Raw genomic sequence first — 14,652 nt, 5'->3', positions numbered from 1 at the left:
CGAAAAAAACCCGCGAATCTCACCCCAAGCTCACCAGCCGGCGCTAGCATCTGGGTTCCTCGCAACGGACCGACCCTGATGAGCGCCTCGCTGACCGACGACCTTCTCAACCAACTCCAGGGCCAGCCGCTGGCGCAACTTGGCAGCCAACTCGGGCTGTCGCAACCGCAGACGCAGAACGCGGTGAGCGCCGCCCTGCCCTTGCTGCTCGGCGCGCTCGGCCGCAACGCCAGCCAGCCGCAGGGCGCCGAGGCGCTGTTCGGCGCGCTGCAACGCGACCATGCCGGCGCCGGCAGCGGTCTCGACATCGGCAGCGTGCTCGGTGCGGTGCTCGGCGGCGGCGGCGCAAGCCGGCAGACCGACGGCGCCGGCATCCTCGGCCATATCTTCGGCGGCCGCCAGGAAACCGCGGCGGAAGGTCTCGGCCAAGCCACCGGCCTCGGCGGCAGCCAGGCGAATACGCTGTTGAAGGTACTGGCGCCGATCGTGCTGTCCTATCTCGCCCAACGCATGATGTCGGGCGGCAACCAGGCGGCATCGCCGCAAGCGCTCGGTCAGGTGCTCGGCCAGGAAGAACAGCGTATTTCCCAGCAGGGCGGCCTCGGCGGCGGCCTGCTCGGCGCGGTGCTCGACCAGGACGGCGACGGCCAGTTGGGCCTGGGCGATCTGCTCAAGATCGGCGGCGGCCTGCTCGGCGGCGGCCAGCGCTGAATCCAGGCGGGTTTTCCCGATGTATCGACGACGGCTGCGCCCAGGCGCAGCCGTTTTCGTTTTCGCTGCCGTCGATTCGTCGTTATCGACCGGCGACGCGCGCGCGACTCACAGCGCGTCGATATCGCCCAGGGCTTTGATCAAGCGCCGCGCGCGCTTGTCGGGCTTGGTCTCCGGCGCGCGATAGCCGTTGCGTTCGGCCACGCGCATCGCCCGGGCCTGCTCGCGGGCAAGGCGCGAGGCTTCGGTTTCCGCATACAGGGTCTGGGCGACGCTCGCCGGCCCGCGCGTATCGCTGAGCCCGGTCACGGCGATCTCGAACATTTCCTCGCCGCGCGCGATGCGCAGGGCGTCGCCGACGCGCAGCGCGCGCGAGGCCTTGCCGCGCTGACCGCCGATCTCGACCTTGCCGGTCTCGACCGCCTGCCGCGCCAGGCTGCGGGTCTTGAAGAAGCGCGCCGCCCACAACCACAGATCCAGACGGACCGAGGCCTGCGGCGGCGGCGAAGGAATCTCTTGCTTGCTCATCGGCGCGAAAGATACCACTGCCTTGCTACACGGCAACTGAGGGCCGCGGGCCGACCTTCCCGCTGCCGACGCAGGCAGGGCGACGACCGGCTCACCGATCAGCCGGCATACTGCGCCGACTCCGCACGGATCCCATCATGGCCCCCAGCCCCTCACGCGGCAGCCATCTGCTGACCGAAGGTCCGATCGGACGCACGATGATCGCTTTCGCGCTGCCGATCATGGCGGGCAACGCCGCGCAGTCGCTCAACGGCTCGATCAACTCGATCTGGGTCGGGCGTTATCTCGGCGAAGCCGCGCTGACCGCGACCGCGAACGCCAACAACATCATGTTCTTCCTGATCGGTTCGATCTTCGGTATCGGCATGGCCGCGACGATCCTGATCGGCCAGGCGATCGGCGCCAAGGACACCGCGCGCGCGCGCCGGGTCATGGGCACCAGCGCGACCTTCTTCATCGGCCTGTCGGCGCTGATCGCCGCGGCCGGTTGGTTCATGGCCGATCCGGTGTTGCGCGCGATGGGCACGCCGGCGGCGGCGCTGCCGCTGGCCGAGGACTACCTGCGGGTGATCTTCCTGTCGATGCCGTTCCTGTACGCCTTCGCTTTCATTTCCGCGGCCCTGCGCGGCGCCGGCGATTCGCGCACGCCGTTCCGCTTCCTGCTGATGGCGGTGGTGCTCGACATCGCCTTCAACCCCTTGCTGATCTTCGGCTGGGGGCCGATCCCCGCGCTCGGCATCGCCGGCTCGGCGGCCTCGACCTTCTTCGCCCAGGGCCTGGGCCTGATGGCGATGCTGCTGCACCTGCGGCGCAAGCGCCACGTGCTCTGGCTCGGCCGGCAGGACGCGCATCTGCTGAAGATCGACCCGACCGTGTTGCGCGCGTTGATCGTCAAGGGCGTGCCGATGGGTTTGCAGATGGTGCTGATCTCGTTGGCGATGATCGCGATGATCAGCCTGGTCAACGCCCACGGCACCGGCACCGCGGCCGGCTATGGCGCCGCGCTGCAGTTGTGGACCTATGTGCAGATGCCGGCGATGGCGATCGGCGCGGCCTGTTCGTCGATCGCCGCGCAGAGCGTCGGCGCCGGGCGTTGGGACCGCGTCGACGCGACCGCGCGCACCGGCACCGGTTTCAACTTCCTCATGACCGGCGCGCTGATCGTGCCGCTGATCCTGTTCGACCGCTACACCCTGGCGCTGTTCCTGCCGGAAGGCAGCGCATCGTTCGAGATCGCGCGCCATCTCAACCACATCGCGATCTGGTCGTTCCTGTTCTTCGGCGTGACCTTCGTGATTTCCGGCGTGGTGCGCGCGACCGGCGCGGTGGTGCCGCCGTTGTTGATCCTCGGTTTCGCGCTATGGGGCATCCGCGTGCCGTTCGCGACCTTGCTGCAGCCGGTGATCGGTACCGATGCGCTGTGGTGGAGTTTCCCGGTCAGCGCGCTGTGCTCGATGCTGATGTCGATCGCCTATTACCGCTGGGGCGGCTGGCGACGTTCGCGGATGATGGCCGCGCCCGAGCGCGTCGTCGCGCCGATCGCCGCCCGGACCATCGCCACCCCGGCCGAAATCGCCGCGTCGCCGCCGGCGCCGGTGGCCGATGCGAGTCCTGAAGAGAACCACGAGACCGGCGAGATCGATATCGTCGCCGCGTCTGTGCGCGAGCCCCGCGTTCGTTGATAGACGCGCCGGTCGGAATTGCGGCGCGTAGACGCTGCTGATTCGCGCGCCGCCATGCCGGCGGGCGGGGTCAGATGTCCTGCAACGGCAGCGTAAACACCCCGGCCTCGCCCTTGTCGAAAGCCTCGCGCCAGATGCGATAGCCCTCCAGGTCGCTCTCGCGTACCGGCAGATGGCCGATCACCCGCGGTTCGACCTCGGCCACGCGCGTGCCGACGATGGGGAAATGACCGAGCAGGCGCAGGCTCTTGAGTTCGGCGACCTCGTCGACGTGCTCGCGCAGCACTTCCTCGGCGGTGTGGGTGTCGAATTTGCGCAGCGACAAGGCATCGCGGCCGTCGGGCAAGGCATCGATCCGCTGCACCCAGAAGAATCCCCAGGCGCCGTCGCTGCGCAGATAGGTGCAGATATCGCCTTCGGACAAACCGGGATTCACGTTGCGCTCTCCTGCCGCGGGGGCGGCATCGTGCGGGCGGCGCCGCGTCGGGAATCTAGCGCGAACCGGCCCCCGGCGTATATTCCGCGAGCGGTCGAAAAGCGGGGCCGTTGCGGCCAATGTCGCGGACGCGCTCGACGGCTGCGTCAGCAGCGCTGCGGCTATGTCGAAAGCCCGCGAGAACCGGCTCGTTCCAGCCGCCGCCGTTTCGCTTCGGCCTGACGCCGCCGGAAACGAAAACGGCCGCCTTGCGGCGGCCGTTCGATGCGCTGCGCGGTGAGGCGCGGCGACGGGATTACTCGGCTGCGGTAGCCGCGGCAGCGCTCTTGGCGCGCGCGTAGGCAGCGAGGTCTTCCTTGATGCGGGCCTTCTTGCCTTCCAGACCGCGCAGGTAGTACAGCTTGCCGGCGCGAACCTTACCGCGGCGCTTGACGTCGACCGAGTCGATGATCGCGCTGTGGGTCTGGAACACGCGCTCGACGCCGAAGCCGTGTGAAATCTTGCGGACGGTGAACGAGGAGTTCAGGCCGCCGTTCTTCTTGGCGATGACCACGCCTTCATAGGCCTGGACGCGCTCGCGGTTGCCTTCCTTGACCTTGACGTTGACCACGACGGTGTCGCCGGGGCTGAAGTCGGGCAGCTTGCGCTGGATCTGTTCGGCTTCGAAGTTCTGCAGCAGGGTGTGGATAGAGGGCTTGTTCATGGGTGCGGCCTGTTGGATTAGTTGTTGCGCGAGTGCACGTGGACCCGCGTCATGGCATCGGTACAGCAAATGGGTACGGCTAAGCGGCTAATTATAGCGGCATTTTTAATCGGGTTGCCAGCTTGGGCCGTCGTCTCAGGCCGTCCGGCCCGGGCCGGGAGCCTTGGCCGGCGCCTGATCGGCACTGGAAACGCTTCCAGCCCCGCCCTCGCCCGGCTCTGCGGCGGCCTGCGCGGCCGCCAGCTCGGCCCGGTAGGCTTCCAGCAGCTTGCGGTCGGCCTTGGACAAAGCCGCCTCGTCGAGCAGGTCGGGCCGGCGCTGCCAGGTCCGGCCCAGCGCCTGCTGCCGGCGCCAGCGCGCGATATGAGCGTGGTTGCCCGACATCAGCACCGCCGGCACGCCGCCGAGCTCGTGCTCGACCGGGCGGGTGTAATGCGGACAGTCGAGCAGGCCGTCTTCGAAACTGTCCTGGACCGCCGACTCGGCGTCGTTGAGGGCGCCGTCCTGGAGCCGGGCGACCGCATCGACGATCACCGCCGCGGCGAGTTCGCCGCCGGACAGGACGTAATCGCCGATCGAGACTTCCTCGTCGACCTCGGCCTGGATCAGGCGCTCGTCGACGCCTTCATAGCGGCCGCACAACAGGATCAGGCGCTCGTGGGCGGCCAGTTCGCGGACCTTGGCCTGGTCCAGGCGCACGCCTTGCGGGCTCATATAGACCACCCGCGCCGGGGTCGGATCGGCCGCGCGCGCGGCGCGGATCGCCGCACGCAGCGGCTCGATCAGCATCACCATGCCGGGACCGCCGCCGAACGGACGTTCGTCGACGCGCCGGTAGTTGCCCTCGGCGTAATCGCGCGGATTCCAGCCGTGCAGCGACAGCAGCCCGCGTTCGCCGGCACGGCCGACCACGCCGAACGCGGCGCACTGGGCGACGAATTCGGGGAACAGGCTGATGACGTCGATGCGCATGGGAGCGAGGAACGAGTGCCCAGTAAAGAAAAACGAGTGGCAATGCGGGAACTGCCGAAACGCCGCGAGAGAAACGGGAACGCACTCGTTCCTCGTTCTTCTTCACTCGTTCCTAGAACTCGGGATCCCAGTCGACCGTGACCGTATTGCTGTCGAAATCGACCGAAGTGACGTACTGCGGGAGTACGAAAGGAATCATGCGCTCGCGGGTGTCGTCGCGGGCGACCAGCACGTCGTTGGCGCCGGTGGAAAACAGGTGCGAGACCGTGCCGAGCGAAACGCCCTCGGTGGTGACCACGCGCAGGCCTTCCAGGTCGACCCAGTAGTATTCGCCGGCCTTGGGCGGCGGCAGCGCCGAACGCGGCACGTAGATCTCGGTGCCGTGCATGGCCTCGACCGTGTCGCGATCGGTGACCTCGGGGAAATTGGCGATCAGGTACTTGCCGCTTTCGCGACCGCGCACGCCCGAAAGCTCGCGCTCGCGGCCCTGCGGGTCGCGCACGATCCAGGGCTGGTAGCGGAAGATCGCAACGCGCGGCTCGGTCCAGGACTCGAGCTTGGCTTCGCCGCGAAGACCGAAAGCGCCAAGCACCCTGCCCAGCAGGATGCGGCGCGTGGAATCTGTCATCGGTGCGGTAACCGGGCCGCGCGCCAGGCGCGCGGCCCGCCGGCTCAGGCGGCCGGAGCGGCCTTGACGGCCTGCTTGTACAGGTCGGCGACCTTTTCCGTCAGCTGCGCGCCCTGGGAAACCCAGTGCTTCACGCGCTCGACGTTGAGCTCGACGCGCTTTTCGGCGCCATTGGCCACCGGGTTGTAGAAACCGACGCGCTCGATGTTGCGGCCGTCGCGGGCGCTGCGGCTGTCGGTGACGATGATGTGGTAGAACGGACGCTTCTTGGCGCCGCCGCGGGTCAGTCGAATCTTGACCATGGGGTCTGCTTTCCTGTGTTGCCCAGCCGTCGGAATGACGGGGTAAGCCGGAAAGTTTAACCGATTCCGCGGCTTGGGCAAACCCGGGCCCTGCCCCCCAGCCGGGATCGGGCTGGATCGGGCCGGATCGCGAGCTTCCGGGGCCTCATTCCTGAACGAAGCCGCTTCCAGTCCCGTAGCGGCCGCGGCTGAGCCGGCTGTCGCAGAGGTCAGGCTCGCCGGCTCGGTGCAGGACGAACTCGCCGCACATCGAATCCGCATAAAACCAAAACGGCGACCGAGCGGCCGCCGTTTTTTATCGGCACGCGCGACGCGCGATCAGCGGAACGGCATGCCGCCGCGACCGCCCATCATGCCCTTCATGCCGCGCATCAAGCCCTTCATGCCGCCGCCGGAGAGCTTGCTCATCATCTTTTCCATCTGCTGATACTGCTTCATCAGCTTGTTGACGTCGGCCGGGGTCAGGCCGGCGCCCTTGGCGATGCGGGCGCGGCGCGAGCCGTTGAGCAGGCCCGGGTTGCGGCGCTCTTTCTTGGTCATCGAATTGATGATCGCGACCATGCGCGGCACTTCCTTGCCGGTGACCTGGTTCTTGACCGATTCCGGGATCTGGCCCATGCCCGGCAGCTTGTCCATGAGGCCGTGCAGGCCGCCCATGTTCTGCATCTGCTCGAGCTGGTCTTTCATGTCGTTGAGGTCGAATTTCTTGCCCTTGGCGACCTTCTCGGCGAGCTTCTGCGCCTTGTCCTTGTCGACCTGCTGTTCGACCTGCTCGACCAGCGACAGCACGTCGCCCATGTCGAGAATGCGGCTGGCGACGCGGTCGGGGTGGAACACGTCGAGGCCGTCGGGCTTCTCGCCGACGCCGATGAACTTGATCGGCCGGCCGGTGACGTAGCGCACCGACAAGGCCGCGCCGCCGCGGGCATCGCCGTCGGTCTTGGTCAGCACCACGCCGGTCAACGGCAGGGCTTCGCTGAAGGCCTTGGCGGTGATCGCGGCGTCCTGGCCGGTCATCGAGTCGACCACGAACAGGGTCTCGACCGGCGCGGCGGCGGCGTGCAGCGCCTTGATCTCGCTCATCATCGCTTCGTCGATGGCGAGGCGGCCGGCGGTATCGACCAGCAGCACGTCGACGTAGGACTTGCGCGCGTCGGCGATCGCCGCGCGGACGATGTCCACGGGCTTCTGCGACGCGTCCGAGGCGAAGAACAACACCTCGACCTGCTCGGCGAGTTGCTTGAGCTGCTCGATCGCGGCCGGGCGGTAGACGTCGGCCGAGACCACCATGACCTTCTTCTTGCGGCGTTCGCGCAGATGCTTGGCGAGCTTGCCGACGGTGGTGGTCTTGCCGGCGCCTTGCAGGCCGGCCATCAGGATCACCGCCGGCGCCGGCACGTTGAGGTTCAGATCGGCGGCCTGCGAGCCCATGACCGTGGTCAGCTCGTCGCGCACCACCTTGATCAGAGCCTGGCCCGGGGTCAGGCTCTTCAGCACTTCCTGGCCGACCGCGCGGATCTTGATGCGCTCGATCAGGGCCTGCACGACCGGCAGGGCCACGTCGGCCTCAAGCAGGGCGATGCGGACTTCGCGCAGCGATTCGCGGATGTTTTCCTCGGTCAGACGGCCGCGGCCACGCAGGCGCTCGATGGTGCCGGAGAGGCGTTGGGTCAGGGATTCGAACATGCGCGCGCTACCTGCGTTGGGGCCGGCGCGACCGGGACGATGCCGGGCGGCCTTGCCGTATGGGTCTGATAAGACCGCGAAGTATAGCCCGGCGCGCGAATCCGCCATCCGGCCGCTGCAGATCGCCATGCCGCTATGCCACACTGCCGCGATGACAATCGTTCTCATCGCCGTCGCGCTCTACCTCGTCGCCAGCGGGCTGCTGATCGCCGCGGTGCGTCACGACGCCGGCCGCCAGGCGCGGGCGTGGCTGCTGCCGGCCAATCTGGCGGTGCTGTTGCACGGCGCCGCCCACTTCTTCGCCTGGCGCGCCGCCGGCGGCGCCGACCTGCATTTCTTCGCCGCGCTGTCCCTGGTCGGCCTGGGCATGGCCGCGCTGACCGCGATCGTCGGCGCCTCCGGACGCATGGCCGCGCTCGGGGTGGTGGTGTTCCCGCTCGCCGCGCTGATGCTCGGCGCCTATCAGTTCAACGGCCACGTCCAGCATCCCGCTCCGCTGGACTGGCGCCTGCAGTTGCACGCCTGGTTCGCCCTGCTCGCCTACGCCACCCTGGCCGTCGCCGCTCTGTTCGCGCTGATGCTGTGGCTGCAGGAACGCGCCCTGCGCCGGCGCGAGTTCCACGGCTGGCTGCGCGCCCTGCCGCCACTGGTCGAGCTGGAAAGCCTGTTGTTCCGCACCATCGCGGTCGGCTTCGCCCTGTTGACCGCGACCCTGCTGACCGGAGTGCTGTTCGTCGAGAACCTGTTCGCCCAGCACCTGGTCCACAAGACCGTGCTCAGCGTGCTGTCCTGGCTGGCCTTCGGCGGGCTGCTGCTCGGGCGCTGGCGCTACGGCTGGCGTGGGGCCACCGCGGTGCGCTGGACCCTGGCCGCGATGGTCCTGCTGGTGTTGGCCTTCTTCGGCAGTAAGTTCGTCCTCGAACTGGTCCTGCGCAGGACCTGAGTCACCGCCTCACTCACGACCGGCACAGGCATGGACCGCTGGATCAAGTCGCTTTCGGCGCGCAGTGAATTCGTCTTCGTGCTGGTGCTGGCCTTCGCCTGGCCGGTCCTCGGCAGCCTGACCGCAGTCGCCTACCCGCAACCGCCGACGCCGATCGACGGCGCCGGGCTGGCTTCGATCCTGCGCCTGGAAATCCCGGTGTTGGCCGTACTCGCGGTGTTCCTGTCGCTACGCGGCTGGAACCTGGCCAGGCTCGGCCCGGCCCCGGCGAAGACCGACCTGCCGCTGGGCCTGGCCCTGGCCGTGCTGACCGCGATGCTGTTCTGGCTGCTGCAGGCCCTGGCGCTCGCGTTCGGCCTGAGCCTGCCGCCGGTCGACGAGGCGGTGCCGGTCGCCAGCGACATCGGCTGGACGATGCGGCTCGCGGCCTCGGTGGTGAACGGCTTTTACGAGGAGGCCCTGGTCTGCGGTTATCTGATCACGGCGATGCGCGAGCGCCGCAGCCTCTGGACCGCGATCCACCTGAGCACCGCGATCCGCACCGCCTACCACCTCTACCAGGGCAGCGTCGGGGTGATCTCGATCGTACCGATGGGCTTGCTGTACGCCTGGCTGTACGCCCGCACCGGCCGGCTCTGGCCACTGGTGGTGGCCCATATCGTCCTGGATGTTTGGGCGCTGAGCCTTCCGAGCTGAGCGTTCCCGGCGGCAGCCGGCGCCCCGCCGCCTGGCCCGTCGAACCTGCTCTTGCCAGGCAATAACCCTGCCAATCAGCCACCTGCCGGCGAGCATGAGGTGGGCAACGCCTGTGTGCACGATTCGTCGACTTGGCTTAACCGGCGCTTGCCGGAACAATATTTGCCTTGACAACTATTGCCTGGGCGCAGATTATTCGGCGCCATGACCACCCCCAATCCGAACCAGCCCTGCTCGACCTCGAACCTCGGCCTGCTGTTCCGCCAGGTCCGCGACGCGATGTGGGCACAGATGGAACGCGAGCTGGCGCAGGCCGGCCACGATCTGACCTTCAGCCAGTTCATCACCCTCAAGGAACTCGCGATCGGCACCGCCGGCGTGACCGAGCTGGCCCGCGCCGCCCAGCTCAATCCCGGGGCGATGACGCGCCTGCTCGACAAGCTGGAAAGCCGCGGCCTGGTCGCGCGCGTCGCCGATCCCGACGATCGCCGCGCCATCAACATCCACCTGACCGAGGCCGGTTCGGCGATCTGGAGCGATATCGACCAGTGCGGCCGACGCGTGCGCGAACGCGCGATGGCCGGCCTCAGCGAAGACGACCGCGACCAGCTTTACCGTCTGCTCGAACAGGTTCGCGACAACCTCTCCCTTTCCGGTTCCTGAGCCATGTCACCCATCGACACTCGCCCGCGCCGCGGGCTGCTCCTCGTGCTCGCGCCGCTCGCCGCGGCCTTGATCCTCGCCGGCTGCGCCAGCACCCACGGCCTGGTCCCCGAAGGCCGCGCGCTCGACGCCGACGACCTGGCGACCCAGCGCAGCTTCGCCGGCGCCCCGCGGTCCGAGACGTCGCTGTCCGAGGCGACGTTCCCGAAGCGCGACTGGTGGACCTCGCTCGGCGACGCGCAATTGAATGGCTTGATCGACGAAGCCCTGGCCGGCACGCCGGGCCTGGACGCCGCCGACGCGCGCGTGCGCCAGGCCGTCGCCCAGGCCGGCCTCGCCGATGCCGCGCGCAAGGCCACCCTCGGCGGCAGCGCCCAATATTCCGGCCTGCAATTGCCCGAGACGGTCGCCCCCGAACCGCTCGGCGGCAAATACAGCGGCGTGGAAGTGTTGTCGCTGAGCTTCAAATACAGCCCCGATCTGTGGGGCGGCAAACGCGCGCGCTGGCATGCCGCACTCGGCCAGGCCCGCGCCGCCGAAGTCGAATCCCAGGCCGCGCGCCTGACCCTGTCGTCGAACATCGCCCGCGCCTACGTCTCGCTGGCACAGGCCTATGCCGCGTTCGACGTCGCCCAGGCCGAAAAGCAACGTTCCGAGCATTTGCTCGGCCTCGGCCGCCAGCGGGTCAAGGCCGGTCTCGACAATCAACTGCAGATCCGCAACGCCGAAAGCGCCAGCGCCGCCGCCGACCAGCAGATGCAGTCGGCGCAGCAGCAGATCGACGCCACCCGCAACGCCATCGCCGCTTTGCTCGGCAAGGGCCCGGACCGCGGCCTCGACATCGCGCGCCCGTCCTTGCTCAGCGCAAAATCACCGGCGGTGCCGGCGGTGACCTCGAGCGAATTGCTCGGCCATCGTCCCGACGTCGTCGCCGCGCGTTGGCGCGTGGAAGCCGCATCGCACGGGATCAAGGCCGCCAAGGCAGAGTTCTATCCGAGCGTGAATCTCAGCGCCATGCTCGGGCTGGCCTCGGGCGGCCTGTCGGATCTGTTCGGCAGCGATGCCGTGCTGATCCAGGGCGGCCCGGCGATCAGCCTGCCGATCTTCGACGGCGGCCGCCTGCGCAACCAACTCGCCGAAAGCGACGCCGAGTACGACCTCGCCGTCGCCAACTACAACCAGAACCTGGTCGCGGCCTTGCGCGAAGTCGCCGATGCCCTGCAGGCCTCGCGTTCGCTCGATGCGCAGTTGGTTTCGGCGCAGCAGGCGCGCGACGCCGCGCAACAGGCCTGGCAGATCGCCAGCACCCGCTACCGCGCCGGCCTGGGCACCCAGCTCGACGTGCTGTCGGCGCAGCGCCCGCTGCTGCAGCTCGACCAACAGCTCGCCGGTTTGCGCGCACAACGCCTGGCCGCGGCGATCGAACTCGACCGCGCGCTCGGCGGCGGTCTCGAACTGCGCGCGCCCGACCCGGTCGCCGCGAAGCACCCCGTCACCATTTCCGATTCCAGCGTTATCGCCAAGGCCTCCACGCCATGACCACCGAAATCAATCCGCAAGCCGCGGCCGCAGCCGCCGCCCCGCCGTCCAACGGCAAGCGCCGCAAAGCGCTGTTGATCCTGCTCAGCATGGTCGCGGTCGCCGCGATCGCCTGGGGTCTGTACTACATGCTGGTGCTGCGTTGGCATCAGGACACCGACGATGCCTACGTACAGGGCAACGTCGTCAGCATCACCCCGCAGACCCTGGGCACCGTGGTCAGCATCGGCGCCGACGACGGCATGAAGGTGAGCGCCGGCCAAGTGCTGGTCCAGCTCGATCCGAACGACGCCCAGGTCGCCTACGACCAGGCCACCGCCAACCTCGCCAACACCGTGCGCCAGGTGCGCGGTCTGTTCAGCGCGGTCGATGCCGGCCAGGCCGATCTGTCGGCACGCCAAGTCGCGGTGCAGAAGGCGCGTGCCGACGTGAAGCGCCGCGAAGGCCTGGTCGCCGGCGGCGCGGTCTCGGCCGAAGAGCTCGCCCATGCCCGCGACGAACTCGCCGCGGCCGAAGCGGCGCTGTCGTCTTCGCGCGGTTCGCTGGCGCGCAATCGCGCGCTGGTCGACGCCACCACCGTCGCCAAGCAGCCGCAGGTCGCCGCGGCCGCCGCGCAATTGCGCCAGGCCTATCTGAACCTGCAGCGCGCGGCCATCGTCGCGCCGGTCGACGGCTACGTCGCCAAGCGCAGCGTGCAACTCGGCCAACGCGTGCAGCCCGGCACCGCGTTGATGACGATCGTGCCGCTGGAGCAGGTCTGGATCGAAGCCAACTTCAAGGAAACCCAGCTCGCCGACATGCGCATCGGCCAGCCGGTCGAACTGCACTCGGACCTGTACGGCAGCGAAGTGACCTACCAGGGCAAGCTGGTCAGCCTCGGCATGGGCACCGGCAGCGCCTTCTCGCTGTTGCCGGCGCAGAACGCAAGCGGTAACTGGATCAAGATCATCCAACGCGTGCCGGTGCGCATCGAAGTCGAGCCCAAGCAACTCGTCGAACACCCGTTGCGCCTGGGCCTGAGCATGCACGTCGACGTCGGCATCCGCGAACGCGGCGGCGCCGTGCTCGCCGCCGCGCCGCCGGCCAAGCCGCTGCTGAGCACGCAGGCCTATGCCAAGCAGCTGTCCGAAGCCGATGCGGTGATCGCGAACATCGTCCGCGAGAATTTGCCCGGCACGCACCACGGTTGACGAACGCGCGACCGGCCCGCATCCCAGGCGCGATCCGGTCACGCAGTACCCCGCAGCAAAGACGAAGCGCCTCCCCCACGTCGTTCTTCGTCTGTCGCGACGCATCGCATCGAAGCAGCCGCGCCATCGGCGCCGCTTCGTCCCCTCCCCCCGGCGATGCGCCGCGAGCTCCGAGACCGTCATTCCGGCGCAAGCCGGAATGGCGGGAATCGGACGCTTGGGTTCCCGCTTTTGGTCCCGCGCCCGCGCGGCCCATCCGAACAGACAGGCAGATCCATGTCCGCCACCACGGCCAATGCCGGCGCCGCCCCCGCAGCGCCCACGCAAGCGGGCTTCCGCCCGCCGAACATCGCGCTGACCACGCTGGGCCTGGCCCTGGCGTCGTTCATGCAGGTGCTCGACATCACCATCGCCAACGTCTCGTTGCCGACCATCGCCGGCAACCTCGGCGGCAGCAGCAGCCAGGCGACCTGGGTCATCACCTCGTTCGCGGTCAGCAATGCGATCGCCCTGCCGCTGACCGGTTTCTTCACCCGCCGCTTCGGCGAGCGCAAATTGTTCATGTGGGCGACGCTGGCGTTCGTGGTCGCGTCCCTGCTGTGCGGCCTGGCCAGCAGCATGGGCCTGCTGGTCACCGCGCGTGCCTTGCAGGGCTTCGTCGCCGGCCCGATGTATCCGGTGACCCAGGCGCTGCTGATCTCGATCTACCCACCGCATAAGCGCGGGCAAGCGATCGCGCTGCTGGCGATGGTCACGGTGGTGGCGCCGATCGCAGGCCCGATCCTGGGCGGCTGGATCACCGACAACTACAGCTGGGAATGGATCTTCTTCATCAACATTCCCATCGGCATCTTCGCCAGCCTGGTGGTCGGCAGCCAGTTGCGCGGCCGCCCGGAGAAACTCGAACGCCCGAAGATGGACTACATGGGTCTGATGACCCTGATCGTCGGCGTCGGCGCGCTGCAGGTCCTGCTCGACCTGGGCAACGACGAAGACTGGTTCAACTCGACCAAGATCGTGATCCTGGCGATCGTCTCGGTGATCGCGCTGACCGTGTTCGTGATCTGGGAGCTGACCGAGCGCGACCCGATCGTCAACCTGCGCCTGTTCCGCCATCGCAACTTCGCCGCCGGCACCGCGGCGATGGTGCTGGCCTATTCGGCGTTCTTCGCGGTCGGCCTGCTGGTGCCGCTGTGGCTGCAGCGCAACCTGGGCTATACCCCGATCTGGGCCGGTTTCGCCACCGCGCCGATCGGCATCCTGCCGGTGCTGCTCACGCCTTTCGTCGGCCTGTACGCGACCCGCTTCGATCTGCGCATGGTCGCCAGCTTCGCCTTCATCGCGATGGCCTTCACCAGCTTCATCCGCTCAGGCTTCAACCTGGACGTCGACTTCAACCACGTCGCGATGGTGCAGTTGTGGCAGGGCCTGGGCGTGGCGCTGTTCTTCATGCCGGTGCTGACGATCCTGCTGTCGGACCTGGAGCCGCACGAGATCGCCGCCGGCTCGGGCCTGGCCACCTTCGTGCGCACCCTCGGCGGCAGCTTCGCGGCCTCGTTGACCACCTGGGGCTGGAACCAGCGCAGCACCATCCACCATGCGCAACTCACCGAACATATCGGCGCCTACGACCCGGCGGTGCTGCAGACCGTCGACACGCTCGGCCGCGGCGATCTGCAACGCGGCGCGGTCAGCCTGAACCAGATGATTTCGCAGCAGGCCGCGCAGATCGGCTTCAACGAGATCTTCCACCTGCTCGGCATCCTGTTCCTGGCGGTGATCGTCATCGTCTGGTTCGCCAAGCCGCCGTTCACCGCCAAGCTCGGCGGCGGCGCGGCGGCGGCCGGCGGACATTGATCGCGGCGAATCGCTGCACCCCACGATCCAGCATGTTGCCGCACTCGTAACGCCGCAGCGGATGCCATCAACGACAGGCCGGGTTCGCCCGGCCTGTCGCGTTTCGCGTCGTACTC

General features: G+C 68.4%; 15 protein-coding genes. 8 read left to right on the top strand and 7 right to left on the bottom strand.

The annotated features are described in order from the left end of the window. Window positions 1–78: 78 nt before the first annotated feature. Entirely contained in the window at window positions 79–711 is a 633-nt protein-coding gene (locus ACKN61_RS09745; protein WP_031371756.1) for a DUF937 domain-containing protein, read from the top strand. A gap of 108 nt (window positions 712–819) precedes the next feature. On the opposite strand, the gene ACKN61_RS09740 is transcribed toward ACKN61_RS09745, so the two are convergent. Further along, entirely contained in the window at window positions 820–1,239 is a 420-nt protein-coding gene (locus ACKN61_RS09740; RefSeq protein ID WP_408953300.1) for an RNA-binding S4 domain-containing protein, read from the bottom strand. Window positions 1,240–1,376: 137 nt separating this feature from the next. Here ACKN61_RS09740 and ACKN61_RS09735 point away from each other — a divergent pair, with 137 nt between their 5' ends. After that, the gene (locus ACKN61_RS09735) at window positions 1,377–2,921 is read left to right on the top strand and encodes an MATE family efflux transporter (protein WP_408953299.1); all 1,545 of its coding nucleotides are present in this window, start codon (window positions 1,377–1,379) and stop codon (window positions 2,919–2,921) included. Window positions 2,922–2,991: 70 nt separating this feature from the next. On the opposite strand, the gene ACKN61_RS09730 is transcribed toward ACKN61_RS09735, so the two are convergent. From ACKN61_RS09730 to ffh, 6 genes are all read right to left on the bottom strand, one after another. Next, the gene (locus ACKN61_RS09730) at window positions 2,992–3,357 is read right to left on the bottom strand and encodes a hypothetical protein (RefSeq protein WP_152566190.1); all 366 of its coding nucleotides are present in this window, start codon (window positions 3,355–3,357) and stop codon (window positions 2,992–2,994) included. 295 nt (window positions 3,358–3,652) lie between these two features. Further along, window positions 3,653–4,060 (bottom strand): 50S ribosomal protein L19, encoded by a 408-nt coding sequence (gene rplS / locus ACKN61_RS09725; protein ID WP_223619390.1) that lies wholly within the window; start codon window positions 4,058–4,060, stop codon window positions 3,653–3,655. A gap of 135 nt (window positions 4,061–4,195) precedes the next feature. Continuing rightward, a complete protein-coding gene (gene trmD, locus ACKN61_RS09720) occupies window positions 4,196–5,032 on the bottom strand; it encodes a tRNA (guanosine(37)-N1)-methyltransferase TrmD (protein WP_408953298.1) in 837 nt (278 codons plus the stop codon). Between the two features lie 112 nt (window positions 5,033–5,144). Next, window positions 5,145–5,660, bottom strand: coding sequence for a ribosome maturation factor RimM (gene rimM, locus ACKN61_RS09715; protein ID WP_408953297.1), 516 nt, complete (start codon window positions 5,658–5,660; stop codon window positions 5,145–5,147). 44 nt (window positions 5,661–5,704) lie between these two features. Beyond that, window positions 5,705–5,962, bottom strand: a complete 258-nt coding sequence (rpsP, locus tag ACKN61_RS09710; protein WP_057917552.1) for a 30S ribosomal protein S16 — start codon at window positions 5,960–5,962, stop codon at window positions 5,705–5,707. A gap of 318 nt (window positions 5,963–6,280) precedes the next feature. After that, window positions 6,281–7,648: a signal recognition particle protein gene (gene ffh / locus ACKN61_RS09705; RefSeq protein ID WP_031371748.1), complete on the bottom strand. Its 1,368-nt coding sequence runs from the start codon at window positions 7,646–7,648 to the stop codon at window positions 6,281–6,283. A gap of 151 nt (window positions 7,649–7,799) precedes the next feature. Here ffh and ACKN61_RS09700 point away from each other — a divergent pair, with 151 nt between their 5' ends. From ACKN61_RS09700 to ACKN61_RS09675, 6 genes are all read left to right on the top strand, one after another. Beyond that, window positions 7,800–8,591: an inner membrane protein YpjD gene (locus tag ACKN61_RS09700; protein WP_408953296.1), complete on the top strand. Its 792-nt coding sequence runs from the start codon at window positions 7,800–7,802 to the stop codon at window positions 8,589–8,591. Between the two features lie 30 nt (window positions 8,592–8,621). Beyond that, on the top strand, window positions 8,622–9,287 hold the full coding sequence (locus ACKN61_RS09695; protein WP_408953295.1) for a CPBP family intramembrane glutamic endopeptidase: 666 nt from the start codon (window positions 8,622–8,624) through the stop codon (window positions 9,285–9,287). Between the two features lie 204 nt (window positions 9,288–9,491). Further along, window positions 9,492–9,950 carry a MarR family winged helix-turn-helix transcriptional regulator gene (locus ACKN61_RS09690; RefSeq protein WP_031371745.1) on the top strand — a complete coding sequence of 153 codons (459 nt, stop codon included), beginning with the start codon at window positions 9,492–9,494 and terminating at the stop codon, window positions 9,948–9,950. Between the two features lie 3 nt (window positions 9,951–9,953). Continuing rightward, entirely contained in the window at window positions 9,954–11,489 is a 1,536-nt protein-coding gene (locus ACKN61_RS09685; protein ID WP_408953294.1) for an efflux transporter outer membrane subunit, read from the top strand. Continuing rightward, window positions 11,486–12,679, top strand: coding sequence for an efflux RND transporter periplasmic adaptor subunit (locus tag ACKN61_RS09680; RefSeq protein ID WP_408953293.1), 1,194 nt, complete (start codon window positions 11,486–11,488; stop codon window positions 12,677–12,679). The genes ACKN61_RS09685 and ACKN61_RS09680 overlap by 4 nt, the downstream gene beginning before the upstream one ends. Window positions 12,680–12,955: 276 nt before the next feature. Further along, window positions 12,956–14,536, top strand: coding sequence for a DHA2 family efflux MFS transporter permease subunit (locus ACKN61_RS09675; protein ID WP_031371742.1), 1,581 nt, complete (start codon window positions 12,956–12,958; stop codon window positions 14,534–14,536). The last annotated feature ends 116 nt before the right edge of the window (window positions 14,537–14,652 follow it).

Source organism: Lysobacter sp. Hz25 (genome assembly GCF_046097045.1).
GTDB classification, from domain to species: domain Bacteria; phylum Pseudomonadota; class Gammaproteobacteria; order Xanthomonadales; family Xanthomonadaceae; genus Lysobacter; species Lysobacter antibioticus_B.
The sequence above is the reverse complement of the archived record's forward strand: the minus strand, read 5'-3'. Positions and strand labels throughout refer to the sequence as shown.

Bases quoted from the DNA above. Each gene is read 5' to 3' on its own strand.
- ACKN61_RS09745 (WP_031371756.1), top strand. From the start codon at position 79: ATGAGCGCCTCGCTGACCGACGACCTTCTCAACCAACTCCAGGGCCAG.
- ACKN61_RS09695 (WP_408953295.1), top strand. From the start codon at position 8,622: ATGGACCGCTGGATCAAGTCGCTTTCGGCGCGCAGTGAATTCGTCTTC.
- rplS (WP_223619390.1), bottom strand. From the start codon at position 4,060: ATGAACAAGCCCTCTATCCACACCCTGCTGCAGAACTTCGAAGCCGAA.
- ACKN61_RS09735 (WP_408953299.1), top strand. From the start codon at position 1,377: ATGGCCCCCAGCCCCTCACGCGGCAGCCATCTGCTGACCGAAGGTCCG.
- ACKN61_RS09680 (WP_408953293.1), top strand. From the start codon at position 11,486: ATGACCACCGAAATCAATCCGCAAGCCGCGGCCGCAGCCGCCGCCCCG.
- ACKN61_RS09690 (WP_031371745.1), top strand. From the start codon at position 9,492: ATGACCACCCCCAATCCGAACCAGCCCTGCTCGACCTCGAACCTCGGC.
- ACKN61_RS09700 (WP_408953296.1), top strand. From the start codon at position 7,800: ATGACAATCGTTCTCATCGCCGTCGCGCTCTACCTCGTCGCCAGCGGG.
- trmD (WP_408953298.1), bottom strand. From the start codon at position 5,032: ATGCGCATCGACGTCATCAGCCTGTTCCCCGAATTCGTCGCCCAGTGC.
- ACKN61_RS09740 (WP_408953300.1), bottom strand. From the start codon at position 1,239: ATGAGCAAGCAAGAGATTCCTTCGCCGCCGCCGCAGGCCTCGGTCCGT.
- rpsP (WP_057917552.1), bottom strand. From the start codon at position 5,962: ATGGTCAAGATTCGACTGACCCGCGGCGGCGCCAAGAAGCGTCCGTTC.
- ACKN61_RS09685 (WP_408953294.1), top strand. From the start codon at position 9,954: ATGTCACCCATCGACACTCGCCCGCGCCGCGGGCTGCTCCTCGTGCTC.
- ffh (WP_031371748.1), bottom strand. From the start codon at position 7,648: ATGTTCGAATCCCTGACCCAACGCCTCTCCGGCACCATCGAGCGCCTG.
- rimM (WP_408953297.1), bottom strand. From the start codon at position 5,660: ATGACAGATTCCACGCGCCGCATCCTGCTGGGCAGGGTGCTTGGCGCT.
- ACKN61_RS09675 (WP_031371742.1), top strand. From the start codon at position 12,956: ATGTCCGCCACCACGGCCAATGCCGGCGCCGCCCCCGCAGCGCCCACG.